This is a genomic window from Sphingobacterium sp. lm-10 (genome assembly GCF_023554555.1).
Classification (GTDB): Bacteria; Bacteroidota; Bacteroidia; order Sphingobacteriales; family Sphingobacteriaceae; genus Sphingobacterium.
This window is the reverse complement of record NZ_JAMJWC010000001.1, coordinates 877,425-899,786: the sequence shown is the minus strand read 5'-3', so window position 1 is coordinate 899,786 and position 22,362 is coordinate 877,425. Positions and strand designations below refer to the sequence as shown.

Here is a 22,362-nt window from a genome sequence, read left to right as displayed (position 1 = left end):
ATAATACTACAGCATGACTAACACCATTTTTGGGAAAAAGAGATAGGGTGTTCAAAGCTGCAAGAAATAGACAGACAGGCAATTATGGCTCAAAAAAGAGTATTCATTTGTGATGATGATAAAGGGATAACAGATATGTTGGAAATGGTGTTAGAGTTGGAAGATGTAGATACCATTACCGAAACGGACAGCGTGTACGCATACGATAAGATTACAGAATTTAAACCAGATATTTTGATTGTGGATCTATGGATGCCGGTAGTAACGGGTGATCAGCTTATTAAGAAGATTCGTGCTAATGATGCACTAAAACATATCTTCATAATTTGCATCTCGGCCAGTCGTGATGGTCTACAGGTGGCAAAAGACGCAGGAGCAAATAAGTTTATCGCAAAACCCTTCGACGTAGATGATTTTTTAACTACGGTAGAAAATGCGGTGATCAGCGCAGCATAGAGGTTTTAGATTTTTTTTTTGGCTGGCGTTGTAGTGTTATCTTAGCCATTCTATAATCAGAACAACCTAAAAGAAAGAACCCCAAGATATTTATCTTGGGGTTCTTTCTTTTAGGTGTTACATCAGTAACTTCCTATATTTAAGATCCTAAGAATTGAATTAAATCTTTATTCAATTGCTCAGCATGTGTGACATTAAGACCATGAGGTGCATCGTCATACACTTTTAATTCGCTACCTTTTATTAGTTTAGCAGCCTGCTCAGCAGATGTCGCAATAGGGACAGTATTGTCTTCCTTACCATGCACAATCAGCGTTGGTAAAGCAATCTTTTCTGTCTCCGGGCGGAAATCGGTATCCATCCAAGCTTTTGCCGCTTCGATGGTTGCGTTCGCATCCGCTGCAGACGATACAGCAAGATCTGCATCTAACTGAGATTCAGGTACCGCATCAGGCTTCTTGTCTACATTGTAAAACTGTTGATGAAATTCTTTCAAGAATGCAATGCGATCTTCTTTGATATTTGCTAAGATACCGTCTAAATCTTCTTGCGGCACACCATCTGGATTATCCTCTTTTTGCTTTACAAGCGGAATGATAGAAGCTACTAATGCCAGTTTGGCAATTCTATCCGTCCCATAATTAGTTACATAACGAATCACTTCTCCACCGCCCATAGAAAATCCTACCAGCGTCACCTCTTTTAAATCCAACTCTTCTAATAAAGCGTGTAAGTCGCTGGTTAGGCTATCGTAATCGTATGCATTTCCAGTAGTGGAATCTCCAAAACCACGACGATCATAAGCGATAACGCGATAGCCAGCGTCTACTAACGTAGTGATTTGGTTTTGCCAAGAAGTGTGGCTCAATGGCCAACCATGAATTAATACAACAGGTTTGCCTGATCCTTGATCATGATAATGAATATCTACACTCTGTCCGTTGTTGCTATTTGTTAATTTTGACATATTATTTTATCTATTTTATTTATAACTCTGCTCCAATTTATTTTTTTCCGGATGATGTATGGCACCCATACTCCATAAGGCCAACCAAATCAATGGTGGTTGAAAAAACAAACGAATAAATCTTGCCTTATCGGTCGTTAAGCCAAATGCATTTCTTTGGTTTTTATATTGCGCCCAATTGCCTGGAAATACGGCTGCTAAAAAAGCACCAACTAACCAGCCAACCCGAGGGTTACGGTGTCCTTGCCATAGCACTAATAATCCAAGAAGTATCTCTACATACCCCGACCAGAGGACTACTTGATCTTTGGTAGCAGGTACCCATTTCGGTACCTGAGCTCGAAATGCTCTTCGTCCGAAAGTAAGATGCGCAATACCGGCATACACGAAGAATAATCCGATAGCTATTCTTCCAATATGTTTACCGATACCTAATTTCTGTTGTTTTACCAATTCCATCGTGACCTTATTTAAGTGTAAAATTATGCAGGCACTTTGCGGAAAGATTCACGTGCCCAGTTACGGTGCCGAGCCACCGCCTTAACGAATGATCCCAGGTCTTGATCTGCCGTTTCTACGACAATTCCCCAATCATTTTCCTGCTTCTTAATGTAAGTTTGTTCTAGAATTTCTTCTGTTCCACTACCAAAAGCTATTGGTTTGCAATGTCTATACATTTCATTGATAAATTGAAAGACATCCGGTTCATCGTCCAGTATTTTAATCGCATCTTCTCCACTTGGGATGAATAAAGCATCGTATAACACAGAAGCCTCCGTTAGAAAACTATGCTCAATCGCAATAACATTACCTTGTTTCGAGGTAATCGATCCCACATTTGGGCCAATCAATACAGGCGTAGCACCACCTTCTTCCAACGGAAGCGTGATTTTTTCTATCGATTCTTCGCAGCTACCATTTGCAACCAGGATAGCTACTTTGCGGGTTTTAATGCTTTCCACTTTTTTATATTCCATACTAAGTGCTTCGGATTTTTCCACTTCAGGTTTATTAGGGGTGATTGGGTAATCTGCATGATTCTGTTTGGCATAAAAAAGAGTTTCCTCTGCTAAACCCTTGGGCACCTCTAAACCCAAATTATTGGCCACCTGCTTCACCAAATCCTCATCTACTTGAGTCAGAATTCCCAAATAACGCTTTCTGATATCCACCGAATTGATTTTCCCCAATTCAAAGCTAAATGCATTTACAATATGCGCTTTCTCAGGTTCGGATTGGCTGTTGTAGAAAAGTGTGGCCTGCGTAAAATGATCTGCAAAACTGTCTGATCTGCCACGCACCTTGGTTTCCGTAGTTTCTTCTGGGTAGGAGTCGAATCCTTGTCCCTGTATCATAGCATGAAATGGGCATCCACCCCCAATACTGTTGGGGAAATAATTTGCTTTGCCTTTCGCAATATCATGTCGCATATGTCCATCACGTTGGTTGTTGTGAATGGGTGCTACCGATCGATTTATTGGCAACTCGTGAAAGTTGGCACTTCCCAGACGGCTTAGTTGTGTATCTGTGTAAGAAAACAATCTGCCTTGTAAAAGGGGGTCGCTGGAGAACTCAATACCTGGCACAATGTGTCCTGGATGAAAAGCAACCTGTTCTGTTTCTGCAAAGAAGTTGTCTGGATTCCGGTCTAATGTGAGCTTGCCTACCAATTTTACCGGTACTAGTTCTTCGGGAATTATTTTAGTCGGATCGAGTACATCAAAAGAGAATTTATCTGCTTGTTCTTGTGTGAAGATCTGCAGTCCCAATTCCCATTCGGGGTAGTTGCCCGCTTCTATATTGTCCCAAAGATCACGACGATGGAAGTCAGAATCAAATCCAGATATTTTTTGTGCCTCGTTCCAAGCCACGCTCTGCATTCCTAGTACGGGTTTCCAATGGAATTTTACAAAATGCGATTCATTCTGTTTGTTGATCAACCGGAACGTATGTACTCCAAAGCCTTCCATGGTACGCAAGCTTTTGGGTATACCACGGTCGGACATGGCCCACATCATCATATGCGCAGATTCTGGCATCAATGATACAAAATCCCAAAAAGTATCATGTGCAGATGCCGCTTGCGGTATTTCATTGTCTGCTTCTGGTTTTACCGCGTGTACCAGATCCGGAAAGTTCATGGCGTCTTGTATGAAAAACACGGGAATATTATTTCCTACTAAATCATAAATACCTTCATCGGTATAGAATTTAACAGCAAAGCCACGTGCGTCGCGCGCCATATCGGTAGAACCCTTAGAACCAGCAACAGTAGAAAATCGTACAAAGACGGGTGTTTCCTTAGCAGGGTGTTGTAGAAAGTCTGCTTTAGTATATTTTTCTAAAGATTCGTATACCTGAAATACGCCATGCGCTCCACTACCGCGTGCATGCACAATTCGTTCTGGAATACGCTCATGGTCAAAATGAAAAATCTTCTCCCGTAATATAAAGTCTTCTAATAAGGTTGGTCCGCTTTTTCCGGCCTTAAGTGAGTTGTTATTGTCGTGCACATTTAACCCTTGATTGGTGGTCATATTGGTCATGTTGTTGTTGACCAAATGAGCGTCCATTTGTTCTTTCTTAGGGTTTCTTCCATCTTTACCGATCGCCATATACTTTTTTTTAGATTTTAACTCATCTCTATAATTTATCTCCCCTCATCACGCTATTGCTTGGTGGTTGCAATAGGGTGATGGGACCTCCAGGAGGCCCTTTTAACGTACTCACGAAGGAGTACATAGTAGCAACAGTTGCCGCATTTAATAGTTTGTGCAAATCAGCAGTTAAAATACTTACACGTAGTACTACTTCTTTGCTTTAAGTACATGCCGCAATGGTTACGATATGATTTCGTGTTCTGCAATCTATAAAAACATTAGGGTGAGGGATGTGTCTAGACAGTAGATATGATATAAACTGGTTTCATAATGCACACCATTATGCGCCGTTATTAAAACGATAGACATGGATACTAAAGAAACTCAAGGTTTAGAAAACCCACTAACAAGATTTCCGCAACCACCGTACCCTAAACAGCAACAACCTTTTCCAGGATTGGCTAGTAAAATGGAACCTGTTCCTGATCATGGAGAGACTTCTTATGTTGGATCTGGAAAATTGAAAGGACGCAAGGCATTGATCACTGGTGGAGACTCTGGTATAGGTCGCGCTGCAGCTATCGCGTATGCACGAGAAGGAGCAGATGTTGTTATCAACTACCTACCGCACGAGGAAGAAGATGCTCAGGAAGTTATTCGGTATATTGAGGAGGCAGGACAGAAGGGTTTTGCCATTGCAGGAGATATCACGGATGAAGCATTTTGTATCCAATTAGTAGAAGATTCGGTAGCTAAGTTAGGTGGGTTAGATATTTTGGTAAATAATGCGGCGAAACAAAAAAGTCATGACTCGATAGAAGATATTGATTCGACGGACTTTGATTTGACGATGAAAACGAATATTTATGCACCCTATTGGATTACCAAAGCTGCGCTGAAGCATTTAAAGCCAGGTGCTGCTATCATTGCAACTTCGTCTGTGCAGGCTTATGATCCATCGGCCAATCTTTTTGATTATGCACAAACTAAGGCGGCAAATGTAGCGTACGTGAAAGCCTTGTCTAAACAGTTGGGACCGAAAGGAATTCGTGTAAATGGCGTTTCACCGGGGCCAATTTGGACACCATTACAAGTTTGCGGTGGTCAACCGACGGATGCTATTCCAGAATTTGGTAAAACAGCACCACTGGAACGTGCAGGACAACCGGTTGAATTGGCTGGCGTCTATGTTTTATTAGCAGATACAAAATCAAGCTACTCACACGGGCAGATTGTAGGAGTAGCAGGTGGGTACGGCCATCCATAGGCATATTCGCTTAATATAATAATTATGGAGTCTATAATATAGTTTTGTAGTCGGATGCGGTACGCCATATCCGACTACTTTTTGGTATAATGTATGCAGTAGTAGTATAATTACAGGAAGGGAGCGTTATGTATAAAAATCAAACAGTGTTAGACAAAGCAATTGGCAGAGCATTATCATTTGTGCACGATCAAAAAGGTGAGGAGTTAGCAAATAGCGCCTGTGTACGTGTGGGAATTTATGTTCACCGACGACAGCCGCCTTTACCACCTTTAGGTATCAATTATATTATCACGTTTAAGAGGGGAGACGATGGAGAATGGCTTTACGATAGTCATGAACGGCATATTCCTTCGGTAGATTACGCGAAGATCACTAACGTAGATCCAATACTGCATTATTGCGGATAATGCATAAGCATTATCCGCGATTAAATACTTTTACAGCTTCTCTCAAAAGTTTTATCTGGTTGGCATCAAAATCTCCTGATCTCATTTGCCAGGTCCAATTCCCTTCCGTGGTAGCGGGTGTATTCATACGTTTACTACCATCTAAATCCAACACATCTTGCATGGGTACTATGGCGATATTAGCCTTAGAGCCGTAGGCCAAACGGATTAAGGCTTCATTAATCGAATTGGCATTGACTTGATGTCCAGCATATACCTGAATATTTCTACGCATGAGTTCATCTGTCTCTTCTTCATACCATCCACGGGATGTATTATTGTCATGCGTGCCTGTATATACCACATAATTTTTTTCATACTGATGTGGTATATGTGGAGAGGTAACAATGTCTTCGCCAAAAGCAAACTGTAGCACTTTCATGCCAGGCATTTTCTGGCTATCACGTAGCTCATATACCTCGTTATCTATATCGCCCAAGTCTTCCGCAATAAAAGGAAGATTGCCAAAGGTTTGGCGGATCTTGGCAAATAGTCCCTTACCAGGCGCCTTCTTCCAAGTGCCTAACTTAGCTGAATCCGCCGTTGCGGGCACTTCCCAATAGGCAGAAAATGCTCTGAAGTGATCCAGCCGAATTGTGTCATACAATTCCACATTACGGGCGATACGAGCAAGCCACCATTTGTATCCTGATTTTTGGTGTGTTTCCCAGTTGAATACCGGCATGCCCCAAAGCTGTCCTTCCTCGTTGAAATAATCTGGCGGCACGCCAGCCACAGCTTCCAAGCTTCCATCTCCATTCAAAGCAAACAAAGACGGGTTGGCCCACACATCTGCCGAGTCGTGGCTAACATAAATGGGAATATCTCCTAATATGGATATATTTCTCGCATGACAATAGCTTCGCAATGTCGACCACTGCCTATCAAAGGTATATTGCAACCATTTCTGAAATAGAATAGCCGATTGGTGCTGGTCGGAGAAACTTTTAATGGCTTCTGGATCTCGCAAGCGATAAGCCGCATCCCAGGAGTACCAAGCTACATCACCTTGTTTTTCCCGCAGTACTACATAAAGTGCATAATCATTTAGCCATTTACTTTCTACTTTGCAAAATTGCTGGAAGTCCGCACAGTTTTGTACATCTGTTATCTCAAACACTCCCTGTAGTAGCGGCATCTTAAAGGTTAAAGCTTCTTCAAAATCTACTCGATGTTTCTTGCTCGTTTTTGCTTTTTTACGTAATTGCTTCAACTGCTTATGTGAAATTCCCAGCTGTTCTAAGTCGATCAGCAAGGGGTTTCCTGCCATGGCACTCCAGGTGCTATATGGAGAATGAAACTGATCTTTTGCGGTAGGCCCGAGGGGGAGAACTTGCCACCATCGTTGTCCCGCAGCGGCAAGCTGGTCTACAAATTTATAGGCTTCTTTGCCCAAATCGCCAACGCCGTATTCTGAAGGGAGTGAAGTAATGTGCAGCACAATGCCTGCACTTCGCTCATTAGGCGTACTGCTTCCTTTTAAAATCGCTACAGGTAAATTTTCGAAAAGTGCATTGATTTGTACCTCTTTCTTATCGCTTGTGAGCGTAGACCATGCGTGTTTCCACTTGATATCCTGATCTTCAGGCAGTAAAATATGCGTGTCTTCCCAGTCAAACTGGAGAATATCATCCTGAGCAGATCGACCAATAGATGCCAAATGCAAAGGAACTACTACAATTACCCATTCCTGTTGATAACGTCTTGCATAGGCCAATACATTGCGCTTGTATTTACCTACTACTTCGATAGGTTGATAGGTACCATCGCGGAATAGTTTGTGTTCATCGTTGCGTATTGCTAATAGCTGATGTAATAGCGCAAGTTTTATCTTGCCAGAATGCCTGTCCTCCCAAAGCGATTCTATATGATCCGTAAAAGCGGAAGCAGTGATTTCTTTCAGGTATTTCTGCCGGAGCGCGTAATCTACCGGCCTGCGATTGTCTGGGTCAACAAAACCCAATTCCCACAACTCCGAACCTTGGTAGACGTCAGGAGTACCCGGGCAGGTTAATTTTAGTACTAATTGACTCAGCGAATTGCTAATTCCAAAATCAAGGTATTTTAAAAAGAATGCATGAAATTCTGGGAAGAAGCCTTGTTTTTCATCCAGCAAATAACCAGCAAAATCTTTTAACGTGTTCTCATACTCTTCATCTGGCGCAGCCCAATCCGATCTTTCTTTACCTTCCCGTAAGTATTTTTCTAAATAAGCATTCAGTCGTGTATCGTAGTCATCGTAAGGCGTATTTGGCATAGGGTAGGAGCCAAATAAGGTTTGATATAGGAAATAACGATCATTTGGATGCGGTAGCGGAGCATTGTAATGTTCGTGTAGATCCTTTTCCCAGGATCTCACAGCTGCAATCCATACATCAGGCATGGCGCTAAGCACTTGCAATCTGGCTCGCTGATCTTCACCACGCTTCGTATCGTGAGTGGCACTTCCATTTAAGGCAGAAGGCCATTTCTCTTGCCGATCTACCATGGCTTGATGAAATTTCTTTTTCGACAAGCCAAAATTCTCTGGATGATCGCCTACTTCATGGCGGCCAATGTGCCGGTGGTAGGTGTACATCAACGTATCTTCCACACCCTTAGCCATCACCGGTCCAGCAAATTGCATGCAGCGTGCAAAAAATAGCCTAGTTTTCTCGCGTAAGCCTTCATCTTTAGTGTTTTGTGCTTGCTGAAACACAGAGGCGAAAGCTTTGACCGATTTCTTCGGGGCAAATTTATCCTGGATTATCTGCTCAAAAACATTTTCCAGCACCTTATAAGAATCTTTGGATAGCGGAAACTGTTCGTCATACAAACGATATACCGGGAAATAAATTAAAAATGCTGCAATGGCATCCTTCAAATCACCGCTGTTTTGCGATGCATGCTGAGGTAACAACTCCAAGTGCAGGAGATAGTGGTATAGATTATTTATTTCACCACCCATGTGATTTTGTAGGATGGCTGTCTTTTTTTGCAATTGCAAGGTATGTGCATCCTCTTTTGTCCCCGTCAACTCCTGATAATAGTCGGTAAGGCGCTCTTTGCCATTTTTATCGGTCAGCAGGTTATTACACCAAGCTAAAAATTCGTAGCCAGTAGCACCCTGAATCGGCCAATCTTCAGGTAACTCTTCTCCTGTTTCCAGAATTTTTTCGGCCACTATAAACGTATCTGATCCACATAGGTTACGAAGATCATGCAAATATTTTGTTGGATTGTAAAGCCCATCAATGTGATCAATGCGTAGACCATCGAAAATGCCTTTATCTATTAGCTCTTTGATCAAACGATGTGTGTCTTCAAATACCTCTGCTCGATCCACATTCATACAGATCAAACCATTGACGGTAAAGAAACGGCGATAGTTTATCTGCTTATCTGTTTCCTGCCAATGGCAAAGACGATAGTGCTGCTGCTCCAATAAGGCTTCTAGGGCTTCCGCATCTAATCCAAACTGTTTCAAATGGCGTTGCAGATAAGTACGTTGTTTTGACGCAGCAAATAATTTGGATAATGAGCGGTGCGCAGCGGCATAATCTGGTGCCGCGTCCTCCAATTTTTCTTCTAGCTGCTGTACGATGGAAGAAAGCTCTTCTTTATGTTCGAAATCCAACAGCAAAGCCTGCAGTAAGTAAGCGTAGCTCGACGGTGCAATTGGAAAAGACTGATCAAAGTAATGGACGGAGAATTTTCCTTTTTCAAAACGGATATTTAGTTCTTCGTCCAGACAGGCTTGACGTAATGATTTACCTAATACTGGAACCATCATTTTTCCATGCATTAAATCACTATTGAGGCTCGTGTCGAAATACGATCGGTATGGAGAATGTTCTCCGTACTCCAAAAGATTCATCAACCAGGCGTTCTCTGGATGAAAAGCCATGTGATTAGGTACGATATCCTGCAACCAACCCATTTTGTGTTGGTTGAGTTTCTTTTTCAACTTTATCAGCTCACTTTTAGAACCTATTTCGGGATTGATACGATGGCTGTCAATACCATCATAGCCATGTGTACTACCTCGTGTAGCTGCCAACAATGGAGAAGCATAAATGGTATTTGCACCCAATTGATGCAGGTACTCGCTGATTTGATCCAGATCGGACAAGGTGAAATCCTGATGAAATTGAATGCGATATGTGTTGTGTGGGTGAGGCATGATGACTACCTGTATGTAAGTTTATAATTGTTGAAAGAAGACGCCTGTAGCGGGTGGTATGGAAAGTTGGCTACTGAAAAGATCCTGAATTGGTCCCGAACCTCCCCATGCTGGATCAGAAGTATCCCAGATACGTTCGAAGCTATGCGCATTATCTAGCGTGATAACTTGCGCATCTGTCGAAAAATTGAGCATGCCGACCATCAGTTGATCTTCGAATGTGTAACTTAAAACGATCACGGATTTAGCTTCATCATATTGAACGGTAAGGAGTGATCTATCTACCTGTCGGAGAATGCTGTTGGACTTTCTAAAGGCCAATAAAGCTTCGTAATAGGCTAACATTTGACGATGTGATCCCGAATCTTGCTCAGTCCAATTCAACACGCAATCTGTAAAAGTGCTTTGCGCTTGCGGATCAGGTGCTTCGGCCTCCGTGTGAAATGATTTAAATTCCTCTTTGCGCCCCTTACGTACGGCCTCAATGAGCTCTTCATCGCTGTGGTGTACGAAATATTGGAATGGGGTAGAAGCACTCCACTCTTCGCCCATGAATAACATAGGCACATAGGGGGAGGCGATTACAGCAAGAGCCATCAGGCGTTGCATATCTGACGAGAACAGCATACTGCTCCGTTCGCCGAGCATTCGATTGCCGGTCTGATCGTGGTTTTGCGAAAATACGACAAACCGTTCTCCGGCCAATCCGGTGGAGTCGCTGCCGAAGAACTTTTGGCGATGTTCAGAATATTGACCGGTATACACATAGGCATGTTGAAAGGCCTTCGCCAAATCGGCAATGCCATGGAAATCGGCGTAGTACCCATCTGGCTTGCCACCGGCAGCTACACGCAATGCATGGTGAAATTCATCTACCCATTGCCCGTCCATCGCGTAGCCATTCTTTTCTAAAGGCTCCAAATACCTTCTGTCATTCAAGTCACATTCTACGATCAAATAGTGCTTTGTTTCCTGTTCGGAAATCCAAGCATTGGTCTCCTTACGAATGTCTTGTAAGATATGGGATGCACTCGAATCTTTTAAAGCATGCGCTGCATCAATACGTAATGCATCCACATGAAAATCTTCAAACCACATCCGTACATTGGCCAAGACAAAGTCGCGTACACCGTTACTGTGCGCATCATCGAAGTTGATGGCACTACCCCAAGGTGTACCATACTTTTCGGTAAAGTACGGTCCGTAATGCGGCGCATAGTTTCCTTCGGGACCAAAATGGTTGTATACTACATCCAATACAATGGCAATATCGTGTGCATGTGCTGCATCTACCAATTGCTGAAAGGCTTTTGGCCCTCCATATGAAGCTTGTACTGCAAAAGGAAATACGCCATCATATCCCCAGTTGCGTTCTCCTGGGAATTGTCCGATGGGCATGACCTCAATCGCGTTGATGCCTAGCTTTTTAAGATAAGGTAATTTGTCAATCGTCCCTTGAAAATCATGTGTTTGGGTAAACGTGCCGATATGCAACTCATAAATGATGAAATCTTTCAGGGCTGGTACTTCGTACTTTGCATCCGTCCATGCGAACGAAAGATCTACCACTTCTGACGGGCCATGTACGCCTTCCGGCTGGTAGTAAGAAGCTGGATCCGCATAGGCGTCTCCGTCCAGTACAAAACGGTACTGATCTCCCACTTTTAATACATGCGTACTCGCTTCCCAATAACCATACTTGCTCTGATTAAGCGTTATACGCGTATCCTGACCTTCAATTTGGCAATGTACTGTTTTCGCTGATGGTGCCCATAGAGAAATATGGGCACCATCAGCCTCCGTACGAACACCTAAGTAGTTTATTTTTGGTGTATTCACAAGCTTAGTTATTAGGAATGTTACTATCAGCTTTCAATACAATGATCGAACGGCCTTGAACAGCGACTTCTTCTTCGGGGCCAAATGTATCATGCTCATCGATTGTGTCATATTCCGTGTTGATTACCTTAGTCCATTTCTGACCATATTTTGCAGAAGGCAATCGGTAATTAATGGTTTCGAAATGTGCATTAAATAGGATGTAGAAATTATCGTCTTTAATTTTTTCTCCGTCATCATTCAGGGAGCGAATACCATTCCCATTTAAGAAAACAGCCAAAGAGCGGGCAAAATCATGTTGCCAGTGCTCGTCGTCCATTTCGTTGCCTTCTGGCAGGAACCAAGCGATATCCTGTAGGCCGATTCCTTTGATAGGCATTCCCTGAAACCATTTGCGTCTACAGAATGATGGGTGCGATTTACGGAATGCAATTAATTGAGCGGTAAATTTTTGCAGGCTTTCATCCCTACTAACCCAGTCTAACCAAGAAATTTCGTTGTCCTGACAATAGGCATTATTATTACCTCCTTGTGTTCGCGCAAACTCATCCCCAGCAACCAACATCGGTACGCCTTGCGATAGCAAGAGTGTGGTGAGCATATTGCGCATTTGCTTGCTTCGCAATGCGTTAATATCGTTGTCTTCTGTAGGCCCTTCGGCACCGCAGTTCCAAGATCTATTGTGGCTTTCTCCGTCTTGATTATTTTCTCCGTTGGCATCATTATGCTTCTCATTGTAAGATACCAGATCGTTTAAGGTAAAACCGTCGTGTGCTGTGATAAAGTTGATGCTGGCAGTGGGTTTACGATAATCATCCTGGTATAAATCGGAAGATCCCATAAAACGCTCGGCAAACTCACCTAACATAGATTCTGCCCCGATCCAGTAATCGCGCATACAATCACGGTATTTACCATTCCATTCTGCCCACCCGGAAGGAAATTTACCAACTTGATAACCACCTTCACCAATATCCCATGGTTCCGCAATTAACTTTACCTGCGAAATAATCGGATCCTGATGGATAACATCGAAAAAGGAACTCAATTTATTCACTTCGTGTAGTTCTCGCGCTAATGTAGAGGCTAGGTCAAATCGGAATCCATCTACATGCATTTCTTGAATCCAATAGCGTAGGCTATCCATAATCATACGTAAAACACTAGGAAGCATAGCGTTTAGCGTATTGCCCGTGCCGGTGTAATCCATATAATAACGTGGGTCTTCTGTCAATCGGTAATACGCCGCATTGTCAATGCCGCGGAAGGAGAGTGTTGGTCCCATTTGGTTACCTTCACCCGTGTGATTGTACACCACATCCAATATCACCTCCATGCCGGCTTGATGTAGCGCTTTCACCATTTCCTTAAACTCTCGAACCTGCTCACCTTGTACACCTTTAGCGGCATAGCGTACGTCGGGTGCGAAGAAGCCAACGCTGTTGTAACCCCAGTAATTCGTCAAACCCTGATCTTTCAGATGTCGATCTGTGATAAAGTGATGAATTGGCATCAGTTCAATGGCCGTAACACCCAAATTTTTCAAATATTCTATCGTGACCGGGTGCGCCATCGCAAGATAAGTACCGCGTATGTCTTCCGGAATGTCGGGATGAAGTTGGGTGAAGCCTTTTACATGTGTTTCATAAATAATGCTTTTATGTAAAGGTATTTTAGGTGCTTTATCTCCTTCCCAATCAAAGGATTCGTCTACAACCACACATTTAGGAATATAAGGAGCACTATCCACCGTACTGAAACTAAGGTCTTCGTCTTCATGGCCTACTTCATACCCGAATAAGGAATCGTCCCATTCTAAAGTGCCAGCAATGGCTTTGGCATACGGATCGATGAGTAATTTGTTGGCATTGAAGCGATGTCCGGCCGTTGGTTCAAAGGGACCGTGTACCCGATACCCATATAATTGTCCTGGATGAATTCCAGGTACATAAACATGCCACACTTGGTGTGTGCGCTCCTTGATTCGAATTTTAACAGATTCCGTTGGATCGTCTGTTTTATTAAAAAAACATAATTCTACACCATCGGCGTTTTCTGCATAAATAGAAAAGTTCACGCCCTTGCCATCATAGGTAGCGCCTAGAGGGTAGGGTGAACCGGTGAGTACTTTTGTCTCCATATTAGTTGTTGCTATTTAATAGTTTTTGGCTAGACAGCCTTTCAGATGCCTATCGATTTGGATGTGAGTTTCTTCTTATTTTACTTGCTTAATAACAGGAATTACGACGATTTGTTCATCGCTCATATCTATATATCTTTCCTGATATTATCTTATCATTATTCTTGCCTGTAAATTCAGATACCGTAGTGAGTATATTAGGTATAATTCTGCGCTAAATCGACTGACATTATCAATCTGCATCTGGTAGCATTTTTTTGTTATTGCTTGCGCATTATACGGTATCTAGTGCGCTTAATACGTGTTTATTTTTCGAGTTGACCCGTAGCTACAACAGCAATAACTGGTTAAATATTTAAAGAGGATGCGCATGGAGCAAATGCGAGCATATTTAGCCTCTTTTGTATTGTATAATGTGGCCTGTTTAGCAAATTTTCCGCTGCTTGCCCATCAAACTTTGTGGAATAAGGTTTGTTAACATAATAGAACTCCTTAGTTCTTTTTTCAACAGATTTATCTTAGAAAAAATCTGAAAGTTTTTAAAATTAAGTAGGGCACCATGCCTGATCGAGATACAAGGTAAATTATAAGATACTATAACTGGAAATATATTATGCGAATCGGAATAACATTCTCTTCTTTCGACTTATTACACGCCGGGCATGTAAAGATGCTGGAAGATGCAAAGGATCAGTGCGATTATTTAATTTGTGGTCTACAAACAGACCCTACATTAGATAGGGCAGAAAAAAACAAACCTACCCAAACGGTGGTAGAGCGGTATATTCAGCTAAAGGGATGTAAGCATGTGGATAAAATTATACCTTATGCCACAGAGCAAGATTTGGAAGATATTTTGCGCTCTTTTAAATTCCATGTTCGAATTTTAGGTGACGAATACATGTACAAGAACTTTACTGGCAGAGCTTACTGTGAGGAGAAGGGGATTGATCTTTATTTCAACCGTCGCGAAAACCGTTTTTCTAGTTCGGCACTACGACAAATTGTTTTTGAAAAGCAGGGTGAAATGGAAGGAACAATTTTACCATTCAAAGAGCCGATAGCGCTACAGAATATTAAAAAAGTGTTGGTAAAGGGATAGTTACAGGATAGATGAGAATAGGAATAACATTCGGAGCATTCGATATGCTTCATGCAGGACAAATTGTCTTTTTGGCGGAAGCACGCAAAAAGTGCGATTACCTGATCGTGGGCTTATGTACTGATGGACAGGTAGATGCTGCACGAAAAAGCAAACCAGTGCAGTCGATTGTAGAGCGGTTCATACAATTGGAAGGTAGCCCAAGCGTAGACGAGATCATCCCGTTCGAAAACGACGACGATCTGATGGATTTACTGCAAACCATTTCGGTAGACGTAAGATTCGTTGGTAGTGAGTACGAAAATGTACCATTTACTGGAAAGGATTATTGTGACGAAGCAGGCATAGCCGTCTGTTTTATTAATCGTGCGCACCGATTTTCAGCGCGATCTTTACGAAAGATAGTGGCAGAGAAACAAGCAGCAAAATTGATGTCTTAATTGCTCTCTACAATCTAAAAAAACCGATATAAATAGGTTTTTATAGCTATAAGGCGCTCATTAGGGTGCCTTTTTTGGTGTTGTAAGTCTAGGGTATTTTCGATAAATTGCAGTCATTAACTTTTGACACCAAACTAACATGAAATTACTTAAACCTTTGGCGTTGGCTTTCCTATTACCTACTTTGGGCGCCACCGCTAAACCGCTTTACAAAAATCCTATGGGATTGCATTCGCAAGCCTTGCAGGTATTGGCTCAGGATACAATTTCTTGGTCTCAACCTTTACCATTTGATGATGGTGTAATTAAAGGCGAGTTGGAAAATGGATTTCAATATTTCATTCGTAAAAACGTGGAGCCGGAGAATCGGGTAACCATGTATCTTGCAGTGAAGGTAGGCTCGATTCTGGAAACCGAAAAGGAATTGGGCTTGGCGCATTTCTTAGAGCACATGAACTTCAACGGGTTGAAGCATTTTCCTAAAAATGAATTAGTGGATTATCTTCAACGTGCCGGGGTTCGCTTTGGTAGTGACCTGAATGCGTACACTGGTTTTGATGAAACAGTATACCAATTGCCAATTCCATCCGATGATCCAGAATTACTAAAAAATGGATTGCAAGTGATGCGCGATTGGGCGCAAGATGCGCTTTTAGACGAAGAAGAAATTAATAAAGAACGTGGTGTCGTGCTAGAAGAGTTACGCGGTTCGCGCGGCGCACAACAACGTATGCGTGACCAATATTTCCCATTAATGCTGAATGGCTCCAGGTATGCTGAACGCCTGCCCATTGGCAAGGAAGATATCATTACGAACTTTGAGCCAGAGACAATCCGCGAATTTCATCAAAAATGGTATCGCCCAGATCTGCAATCGATCATCGTGGTGGGAGATATAGATCCTCAAATGATAGAACAGGAGATCAAGCGTCTGTTTGGCGATATGCGTGTACCATCGTCTCCTCAAGATCGGAAGAAGTATACAGTTGATTTGCTCAACAAAAATCAGTTTATGGTGGTGACCGACCCAGAAATGCAATACACAGTCGGACAGATATTTATAAAACATCCTGAGGAGGAAGTCAAAACAATTGGAGATTATAGACGATCCTTGCTCAAATCCGTGTATAACGAAATGATTAACGGTCGTCTTGGAGAATTGGCGCAGTCGGCTAACCCACCATTTTTGCAGGCAGGGATCGGTATTAGTGATTTTATTGGTGGCTTGGATAATCTATCTGCCTTTTTTGTGGCTAAGCCAGGTGCTATGTCTGACGGCTTGAAATCGGTTGTGCGCGAATTGGATCGTGTGAAGGAGTTTGGTTTTACAGATTCAGAGTTTTCTCGTGCCATTCTGTCCATGCAAAAGAATAATGAACGTGCTTACACAGAGCGAGACAAGCGCCGTTCGGATAGTTATGTAGATACCTACCTTAACCACTTTTTGAAAGATAAACCGGCATTAAGCGACGAAGATCGCTATCAAATTACTAAGGAATTGTTGACGACATTGACATTGGCTGAGGTAGAAACTATTGACAAGCAGTATTATGTGGATCAAAACCGTGATGTATTGATTCTGGCTCCTGATAAAGAAAAGGCCAATCTTCCGGATGAAGCAACCGTTGCGGCCTGGTTTCAAGAGGTTAGTCAGGAAACATTAACAGCTTATGAAGATAAAGTATCCGAATTACCTTTACTAGCTTCAGAGCCAGCAAAAGGAACAGTTACTGAACGATCGGATCTACAAGCTATTGACGCAAAATCGTGGAAACTAAGTAATGGCGTGACCGTCGTATTGAAACCTACAAAGTTTAAAAACGACGAAATTCTAATTCATGCATTTGGCCCAGGTGGTACTTCATTGTATGCAGACGAAGAATTTTTTAGTGCTTCCAACTCTGCTTCATTGGTCAACAGTAGTGGGTTAGGGCAGATGACGACAGTAGAACTGCAAAAGTACCTGTCAGACAAAAAAGCGAATATAAGCCCTTTTATCGGGGAACGTACACAAGGGCTTTCTGGTTCGGCAGATAAAGAAGGTTTGAAAACGGCCTTTGAAATGATTTACGGTTATTTTACTGTTCCTCGTATTGAAGATGATGTGTTTAAAAGCACCATCAATCGCGCCATATCATCGATGGAAAACCGGGAAAACAATCCTTCATTTGTGTTTAGCGAAACGATTCAAAAAAGCCTTTACGGAGATAATATACGACGCAACCCAGCGACTGTAGCGAATATTCAATCCATCAACCAACAGCGGGCTTTAGAAATTTTTCAGGAACGTTTTGCAGACGCATCTGATTTCACATTTATGATAGTGGGCTCATTTAATGAGGAAGAGATTACGCCGTTGATCGAGCAGTACATAGCTTCCTTGCCTACCAAACAAAGGGATAATGCAGCCAAAGATCTACACATTGTAGAGCCAACCTCTGGCTTCGAAAAAATTGTCCATAAAGGTAAAGAAGAGAAGGCTCAAGTAAGGTTATCCTATTATGGTGATTATACTTATAATGAAGCCGAAAATCTAAATATGGATGCGTTGGAGTCGGTGTTGTCCATTAAACTGATTGAGCGATTGCGCGAAGAAGAAAGTGGTGTGTATGGTACGGGGGCTAGCGCTAGCTATCGCAAACTGCCTAGTGGTCGATATTCCTTCCATATCGGATTTGGTACTAGTATAGACAAGTATGATGGGTTGATCAAATCGGCATTGGATGAGATTCGTAAAGTGAAAGAAAACGGTCCGACACAAGTCGATCTGGACAAGTTCTTTATTGAGCAAAAGCGTCAGCATGAAGTAAATCTGAAAGAGAACAGTTTTTGGCTTAATTCACTGAACAATGCATTGAGTAACGAGGAAGAACTCGCCGCTATCGTACGACTCAATGCTGATCTGGAAAAGGTTACAGTGGAGACCGTAAAAGAGGTGGCAAACAAATATTTAGATGAAACGAAGTTGTTTCGATTTATCCTTTTACCAGATGCTAAGTAAGCAGCTGCAAAACTCTATTTTACTAAAAAGGGCTTTCGTTTGAAAGCCCTTTTTTATGTACATTAATCGTTGAATTTTCTCTTTTGTCGCCGGTACAACATGAATATCACGATAGCCAGCAACAGAATACCAATTAAAACATAACCGGTTGGTGATGATTCAGTTTGATTCACAGGTGTAGTTTGCGCCACCAAATTGGAAAGAAACCCACTCAAGACCAACCCACACAACCAATTTTTCATAATAATACGATTTAATAACCAACTTGAATCTACTCAAATTAGCTTTAAAAAGCAATAGTAGTGCCAATTAAATTTGTTTTCGTTCGTTTTCAATGAATTTTACGAGACTTTCGACGTAATCAGCCGAAAAATCAAAGCGAACACCAGCGGTTTCGTATATTTTGCCGATTGGTTTGGTATATCCTAGCTTCAATGCCGCCAGATATTGCGCCAGTGCACTATCACGATCCTCCAAATAATTTCTCCATACCGAAATGGCGCCCAACTGTGCAAAGCCATATTCAATATAATAAAAAGGAACCTCAAAAATATGGAGTTGCTTGTGCCACAGGTAGCGTTCGGCTTCTTCATGGCTTGTCCAGTCGGCGAAACCATGGCCAAAAGTATCATAAATGGTTTTCCAGGCTTCAGCGCGTTGCGTAGGCGTATGATCCGGATTAGTGTAGAGCCAGTGCTGAAATTTATCGACTGTAGCCACCCAAGGCAACGTAGAAAGCACGTCATCCAACTGTTCTTTCTTTGCTCGGGCGAGATCATCTGCATCGGGAAGGAAGTGATGCCACTGATCCATAGACAATAATTCCATCGACATGGAAGCCAATTCTGCTACCTCCGAAGGAAGTTCTTTGAAATCGTTTAATGCAAGATCCGCCGTGATGAAGGTATGGATTGCATGCCCACCCTCATGTACCATAGTCGTAAGATCGCGCATGGTACCGGTCGCATTCATAAATATAAATGGAGCACCCGATTCGTATAATGGATAGTTGTAACCACCCGGCGCTTTACCTTTCCGGCTTTCGACATCAAAAAGTCCATTTGTTTTCATGGTGGCCAAGCATTGCCCCATGTAAGGATGCAAGGCGGTAAATGCTTGCTCTGTTTTATCAATCAGCTCTGTTCCAGATTGGAAAGGCTTTAAGGGCGACAGGTTTTGTGGATCTACCTGCATGTCCCAAGGTTGCAGAGAAGGCAAATTTAGCTTTTGTTGACGTTCACTAGCGAGCTTTTGTAACACCGGTACTACGTGTTCGGCAACGGCTGTATGGAAAGCTTCACAATCGGCGACGCTATAATCGAATCGACCCATGGCGACAAACATGTAGTCTCGATAATTCTCAAAACCAGCGTTTCGTGCTACCTGATGCCGCAGTCGCAATAGTTCCTGAAAGATATCTTCCAATGCTTGTGTCTGAGCCAGGCGAACCGTTGTAATCGCTTCCCAAGCCTCTTGACGAATTGCACGATCCGTATCCAGCAATCTAACAGAGGCCTGTTGCATCGTATATTCTTCGCCGTTGATGCTAACCGTCATATTCCCAACGATCGCCTGATAAGCTTGTTGCTTTAGCTGTATTTCAGTAAATAGAGGAATATTCTCCTTGCGGAAAATCTCTAAAGATTTCCTGACTTTTCGCAGGTAGATAAAATAGCGATCGGGATCCAATTGGCTGGTCAATGGGTTTGCCATTAGTTGTTGGTCCAATTGGTTTTGTATAGGAGCGATCTTTGGCTCGATCTCGGTCGTGAAATAACGAAAGTTTTCAGCGTATTCTTCGTTGTCCGTATGGCAAGTCATTTGGATGTATCTCCAAGCCTGATCTTCTTGCAACACAGCATCTAGTTCATTGCGATCCAACATCCATCTTTCCAAGGCGGGTAAATCCGCTATTTCGCGACTTTGTAATTCGGTAAATAAGTCTTCCAAATTCTCCCATAGGATCGAAAGATCTTGCGGTACATATGTTCTTGGCTTTGCCAGTGCAGTCTTCATATTACATATCTAAGTTGTGATTCACGAAATTACTTATTTTTTGGATACCTCAATTGCTGGTCGTAGAATGCGAAAAAGCTCATCGAAATGCACTATATTTGCCGATTATAAAAAGAGACGGTAGAACCTAGTATGGAGCATATACGCAATTTTTGCATCATCGCGCACATTGATCACGGAAAGAGCACCTTGGCCGATAGACTGTTGGAATTTACCAACACCATTACGCAGCGCGAAGCGCAGGCGCAATTATTGGACAATATGGATCTGGAGCGGGAGCGAGGAATCACAATCAAAAGTCATGCGATCCAGATGGATTTCACGCGCGACGGACAAAAATATACGCTAAATCTGATCGATACGCCAGGGCACGTCGACTTTTCTTACGAGGTATCCCGTTCTATTGCGGCCTGTGAAGGTGCGCTTTTGATCGTCGATGCTTCACAAGGTATTCAGGCACAGACTATATCTAACTTATACTTGGCTTTAGAGCATGACCTAGAAATCATTCCTATCTTAAATAAGATGGATTTACCAGGAGCCATGCCCGAAGAAGTGAAAGATCAAATCGTGGATTTGATCGGCGGAAAGCGCGAGGATATTATTCCAGCTTCCGGCAAGACGGGAATGGGTGTTCCAGATATTCTGGATGCTATTATCGATCGTATTCCGGCACCGGTTGGAGATCCAAAAGGAGAATTACAAGCGTTGATCTTTGACTCTGTATTTAATTCTTTCCGTGGAATTATGGCCTACTTTAAAGTGGAGAATGGCGAAATCCGTAAGGGAGATAAAGTGAAGTTTGTCGCTACAGGAAGAGAGTATTTTGCCGACGAAATCGGAACGTTGAAGCTCAATCAAGTAGCCAAAGATGTGATCAAAACCGGTGATGTAGGCTATATTATATCGGGTATCAAAGAAGCCCGAGAAGTGAAAGTAGGAGATACCATCACCCACAAAGAACGCCCATGTACATCGGCGATCCAAGGATTTGAAGAAGTAAAACCCATGGTGTTTGCCGGAATATACCCGGTAGATACGGAAGATTACGAGGAGCTTCGCGAATCGATGCACCGCTTGCAACTAAATGATGCTTCTTTGGTTTTCGAACCAGAATCTTCCGCCGCACTAGGTTTTGGTTTCCGTTGTGGATTCTTGGGCATGTTGCACATGGAAATTATCCAGGAACGTCTGGAGCGTGAGTTCAACATGACGGTGATTACCACCGTACCCAATGTTTCTTACAAAGCCTACCTTACCAAGGATAAAGAAGAAGTTATAGTACACAATCCGTCGGATCTTCCTGATCCAAGTAAGTTGGATGCGATTGAAGAACCCTATATCAAAGCAAATATCATCACTAAATCTGACTTCGTCGGGCCAGTAATGTCTTTGTGTATTCAGAAAAGAGGTACCATTGTAAACCAATCGTACCTGACTTCTGATCGCGTTGAATTGGTATTTGAAATGCCGATGGGGGAGATTGTATTTGATTTTTATGATAAATTGAAAACAATATCTAAGGGATACGCTTCGTTTGATTATCATCAGATCGGCTACCGTACATCAGACTTGGTTCGCTTGGATATTCGTTTAAATGATGAACCAGTGGATGCGCTATCGTCGCTAATTCACCGTAGTAATGCGTATGATTTTGGCAAGAAGATTTGTGAGAAGCTAAAAGAGTTATTGCCTCGGCAACAGTTCGAAATTCGTATTCAAGCATCTATCGGTGCAAAAATCATAGCCCGTGAAACCATTTCTGCATTGCGTAAAGATGTAACTGCGAAATGTTATGGAGGAGATATCTCTCGTAAACGGAAGTTATTGGAAAAACAGAAAAAAGGAAAGAAACGTATGCGTTCGGTAGGAAATGTAGAGATTCCTCAGTCTGCATTTATGGCGGTTCTAAAACTTGATTAA

15 protein-coding genes are annotated in these 22,362 nt (G+C 42.4%); 7 read left to right on the top strand and 8 right to left on the bottom strand.

Annotation, left to right across the window (positions count from 1 at the left end; genetic code table 11):
* Positions 1–84: 84 nt before the first annotated feature.
* Complete coding sequence (locus M8998_RS03545) at positions 85–456, top strand: response regulator (protein WP_249990672.1); 372 nt, start codon at positions 85–87, stop codon at positions 454–456.
* Positions 457–595: 139 nt separating this feature from the next.
* Here M8998_RS03545 and M8998_RS03540 read toward each other — a convergent pair whose 3' ends face one another.
* Genes M8998_RS03540 through M8998_RS03530 form a run of 3 tightly spaced genes read right to left on the bottom strand, consistent with a single transcriptional unit; the run spans position 596 to position 4,038 of the window.
* The gene (locus M8998_RS03540) at positions 596–1,423 is read right to left on the bottom strand and encodes an alpha/beta fold hydrolase (RefSeq protein WP_249990670.1); all 828 of its coding nucleotides are present in this window, start codon (positions 1,421–1,423) and stop codon (positions 596–598) included.
* Between the two features lie 15 nt (positions 1,424–1,438).
* Entirely contained in the window at positions 1,439–1,882 is a 444-nt protein-coding gene (locus M8998_RS03535) for a DoxX family protein (RefSeq protein ID WP_249990668.1), read from the bottom strand.
* 23 nt (positions 1,883–1,905) lie between these two features.
* Complete coding sequence (locus M8998_RS03530; RefSeq protein ID WP_249990666.1) at positions 1,906–4,038, bottom strand: catalase; 2,133 nt, start codon at positions 4,036–4,038, stop codon at positions 1,906–1,908.
* A 352-nt stretch (positions 4,039–4,390) separates the two neighbouring features.
* On the opposite strand from M8998_RS03530, the gene M8998_RS03525 reads away from it, so the two are divergent.
* Together M8998_RS03525 and M8998_RS03520 are read left to right on the top strand one after the other, a co-directional pair.
* Positions 4,391–5,290: an SDR family oxidoreductase gene (locus tag M8998_RS03525; RefSeq protein WP_249990664.1), complete on the top strand. Its 900-nt coding sequence runs from the start codon at positions 4,391–4,393 to the stop codon at positions 5,288–5,290.
* Positions 5,291–5,418: 128 nt separating this feature from the next.
* Positions 5,419–5,700, top strand: coding sequence for a hypothetical protein (locus tag M8998_RS03520; protein ID WP_249990662.1), 282 nt, complete (start codon positions 5,419–5,421; stop codon positions 5,698–5,700).
* A 10-nt stretch (positions 5,701–5,710) separates the two neighbouring features.
* Here the strand turns inward: M8998_RS03520 and treY are convergent, their stop codons facing one another.
* From treY to glgX, 3 genes are read right to left on the bottom strand one after another with little or no spacing between them, the layout of a single operon-like run.
* A complete protein-coding gene (gene treY, locus M8998_RS03515) occupies positions 5,711–9,901 on the bottom strand; it encodes a malto-oligosyltrehalose synthase (RefSeq protein WP_249990661.1) in 4,191 nt (1,396 codons plus the stop codon).
* Between the two features lie 21 nt (positions 9,902–9,922).
* Positions 9,923–11,740: a malto-oligosyltrehalose trehalohydrolase gene (treZ, locus tag M8998_RS03510; protein ID WP_249990660.1), complete on the bottom strand. Its 1,818-nt coding sequence runs from the start codon at positions 11,738–11,740 to the stop codon at positions 9,923–9,925.
* Positions 11,741–11,744: 4 nt separating this feature from the next.
* Complete coding sequence (gene glgX, locus M8998_RS03505) at positions 11,745–13,880, bottom strand: glycogen debranching protein GlgX (protein WP_249990659.1); 2,136 nt, start codon at positions 13,878–13,880, stop codon at positions 11,745–11,747.
* A 613-nt stretch (positions 13,881–14,493) separates the two neighbouring features.
* On the opposite strand from glgX, the gene M8998_RS03500 reads away from it, so the two are divergent.
* The 3 genes from M8998_RS03500 to M8998_RS03490 all read left to right on the top strand — a co-directional run bounded on the left by M8998_RS03500 (position 14,494) and on the right by M8998_RS03490 (position 18,423).
* On the top strand, positions 14,494–14,982 hold the full coding sequence (locus tag M8998_RS03500) for an adenylyltransferase/cytidyltransferase family protein (RefSeq protein ID WP_249990657.1): 489 nt from the start codon (positions 14,494–14,496) through the stop codon (positions 14,980–14,982).
* An 11-nt stretch (positions 14,983–14,993) separates the two neighbouring features.
* Positions 14,994–15,422, top strand: a complete 429-nt coding sequence (locus M8998_RS03495; protein WP_249990655.1) for an adenylyltransferase/cytidyltransferase family protein — start codon at positions 14,994–14,996, stop codon at positions 15,420–15,422.
* 139 nt (positions 15,423–15,561) lie between these two features.
* Complete coding sequence (locus M8998_RS03490; protein ID WP_249990653.1) at positions 15,562–18,423, top strand: M16 family metallopeptidase; 2,862 nt, start codon at positions 15,562–15,564, stop codon at positions 18,421–18,423.
* A gap of 62 nt (positions 18,424–18,485) precedes the next feature.
* Here the strand turns inward: M8998_RS03490 and M8998_RS03485 are convergent, their stop codons facing one another.
* Both M8998_RS03485 and M8998_RS03480 read right to left on the bottom strand, forming a co-directional pair.
* A complete protein-coding gene (locus tag M8998_RS03485) occupies positions 18,486–18,665 on the bottom strand; it encodes an LPXTG cell wall anchor domain-containing protein (protein ID WP_249990651.1) in 180 nt (59 codons plus the stop codon).
* Between the two features lie 67 nt (positions 18,666–18,732).
* On the bottom strand, positions 18,733–20,439 hold the full coding sequence (locus M8998_RS03480) for a M3 family oligoendopeptidase (protein WP_249990649.1): 1,707 nt from the start codon (positions 20,437–20,439) through the stop codon (positions 18,733–18,735).
* 132 nt (positions 20,440–20,571) lie between these two features.
* Between M8998_RS03480 and lepA the strand changes: the two genes are divergently transcribed.
* Positions 20,572–22,362 (top strand): translation elongation factor 4, encoded by a 1,791-nt coding sequence (gene lepA / locus M8998_RS03475; RefSeq protein WP_249990647.1) that lies wholly within the window; start codon positions 20,572–20,574, stop codon positions 22,360–22,362.

What these genes read in the sequence shown, in the direction of transcription:
- M8998_RS03545 (WP_249990672.1), top strand. Translation starts at nt 85, where the DNA reads ATGGCTCAAAAAAGAGTATTCATTTGTGATGATGATAAAGGGATAACA.
- M8998_RS03540 (WP_249990670.1), bottom strand. Translation starts at nt 1,423, where the DNA reads ATGTCAAAATTAACAAATAGCAACAACGGACAGAGTGTAGATATTCAT.
- M8998_RS03535 (WP_249990668.1), bottom strand. Translation starts at nt 1,882, where the DNA reads ATGGAATTGGTAAAACAACAGAAATTAGGTATCGGTAAACATATTGGA.
- M8998_RS03530 (WP_249990666.1), bottom strand. Translation starts at nt 4,038, where the DNA reads ATGGCGATCGGTAAAGATGGAAGAAACCCTAAGAAAGAACAAATGGAC.
- M8998_RS03525 (WP_249990664.1), top strand. Translation starts at nt 4,391, where the DNA reads ATGGATACTAAAGAAACTCAAGGTTTAGAAAACCCACTAACAAGATTT.
- M8998_RS03520 (WP_249990662.1), top strand. Translation starts at nt 5,419, where the DNA reads ATGTATAAAAATCAAACAGTGTTAGACAAAGCAATTGGCAGAGCATTA.
- treY (WP_249990661.1), bottom strand. Translation starts at nt 9,901, where the DNA reads ATGCCTCACCCACACAACACATATCGCATTCAATTTCATCAGGATTTC.
- glgX (WP_249990659.1), bottom strand. Translation starts at nt 13,880, where the DNA reads ATGGAGACAAAAGTACTCACCGGTTCACCCTACCCTCTAGGCGCTACC.
- M8998_RS03500 (WP_249990657.1), top strand. Translation starts at nt 14,494, where the DNA reads ATGCGAATCGGAATAACATTCTCTTCTTTCGACTTATTACACGCCGGG.
- M8998_RS03495 (WP_249990655.1), top strand. Translation starts at nt 14,994, where the DNA reads ATGAGAATAGGAATAACATTCGGAGCATTCGATATGCTTCATGCAGGA.
- M8998_RS03490 (WP_249990653.1), top strand. Translation starts at nt 15,562, where the DNA reads ATGAAATTACTTAAACCTTTGGCGTTGGCTTTCCTATTACCTACTTTG.
- M8998_RS03485 (WP_249990651.1), bottom strand. Translation starts at nt 18,665, where the DNA reads ATGAAAAATTGGTTGTGTGGGTTGGTCTTGAGTGGGTTTCTTTCCAAT.
- M8998_RS03480 (WP_249990649.1), bottom strand. Translation starts at nt 20,439, where the DNA reads ATGAAGACTGCACTGGCAAAGCCAAGAACATATGTACCGCAAGATCTT.
- lepA (WP_249990647.1), top strand. Translation starts at nt 20,572, where the DNA reads ATGGAGCATATACGCAATTTTTGCATCATCGCGCACATTGATCACGGA.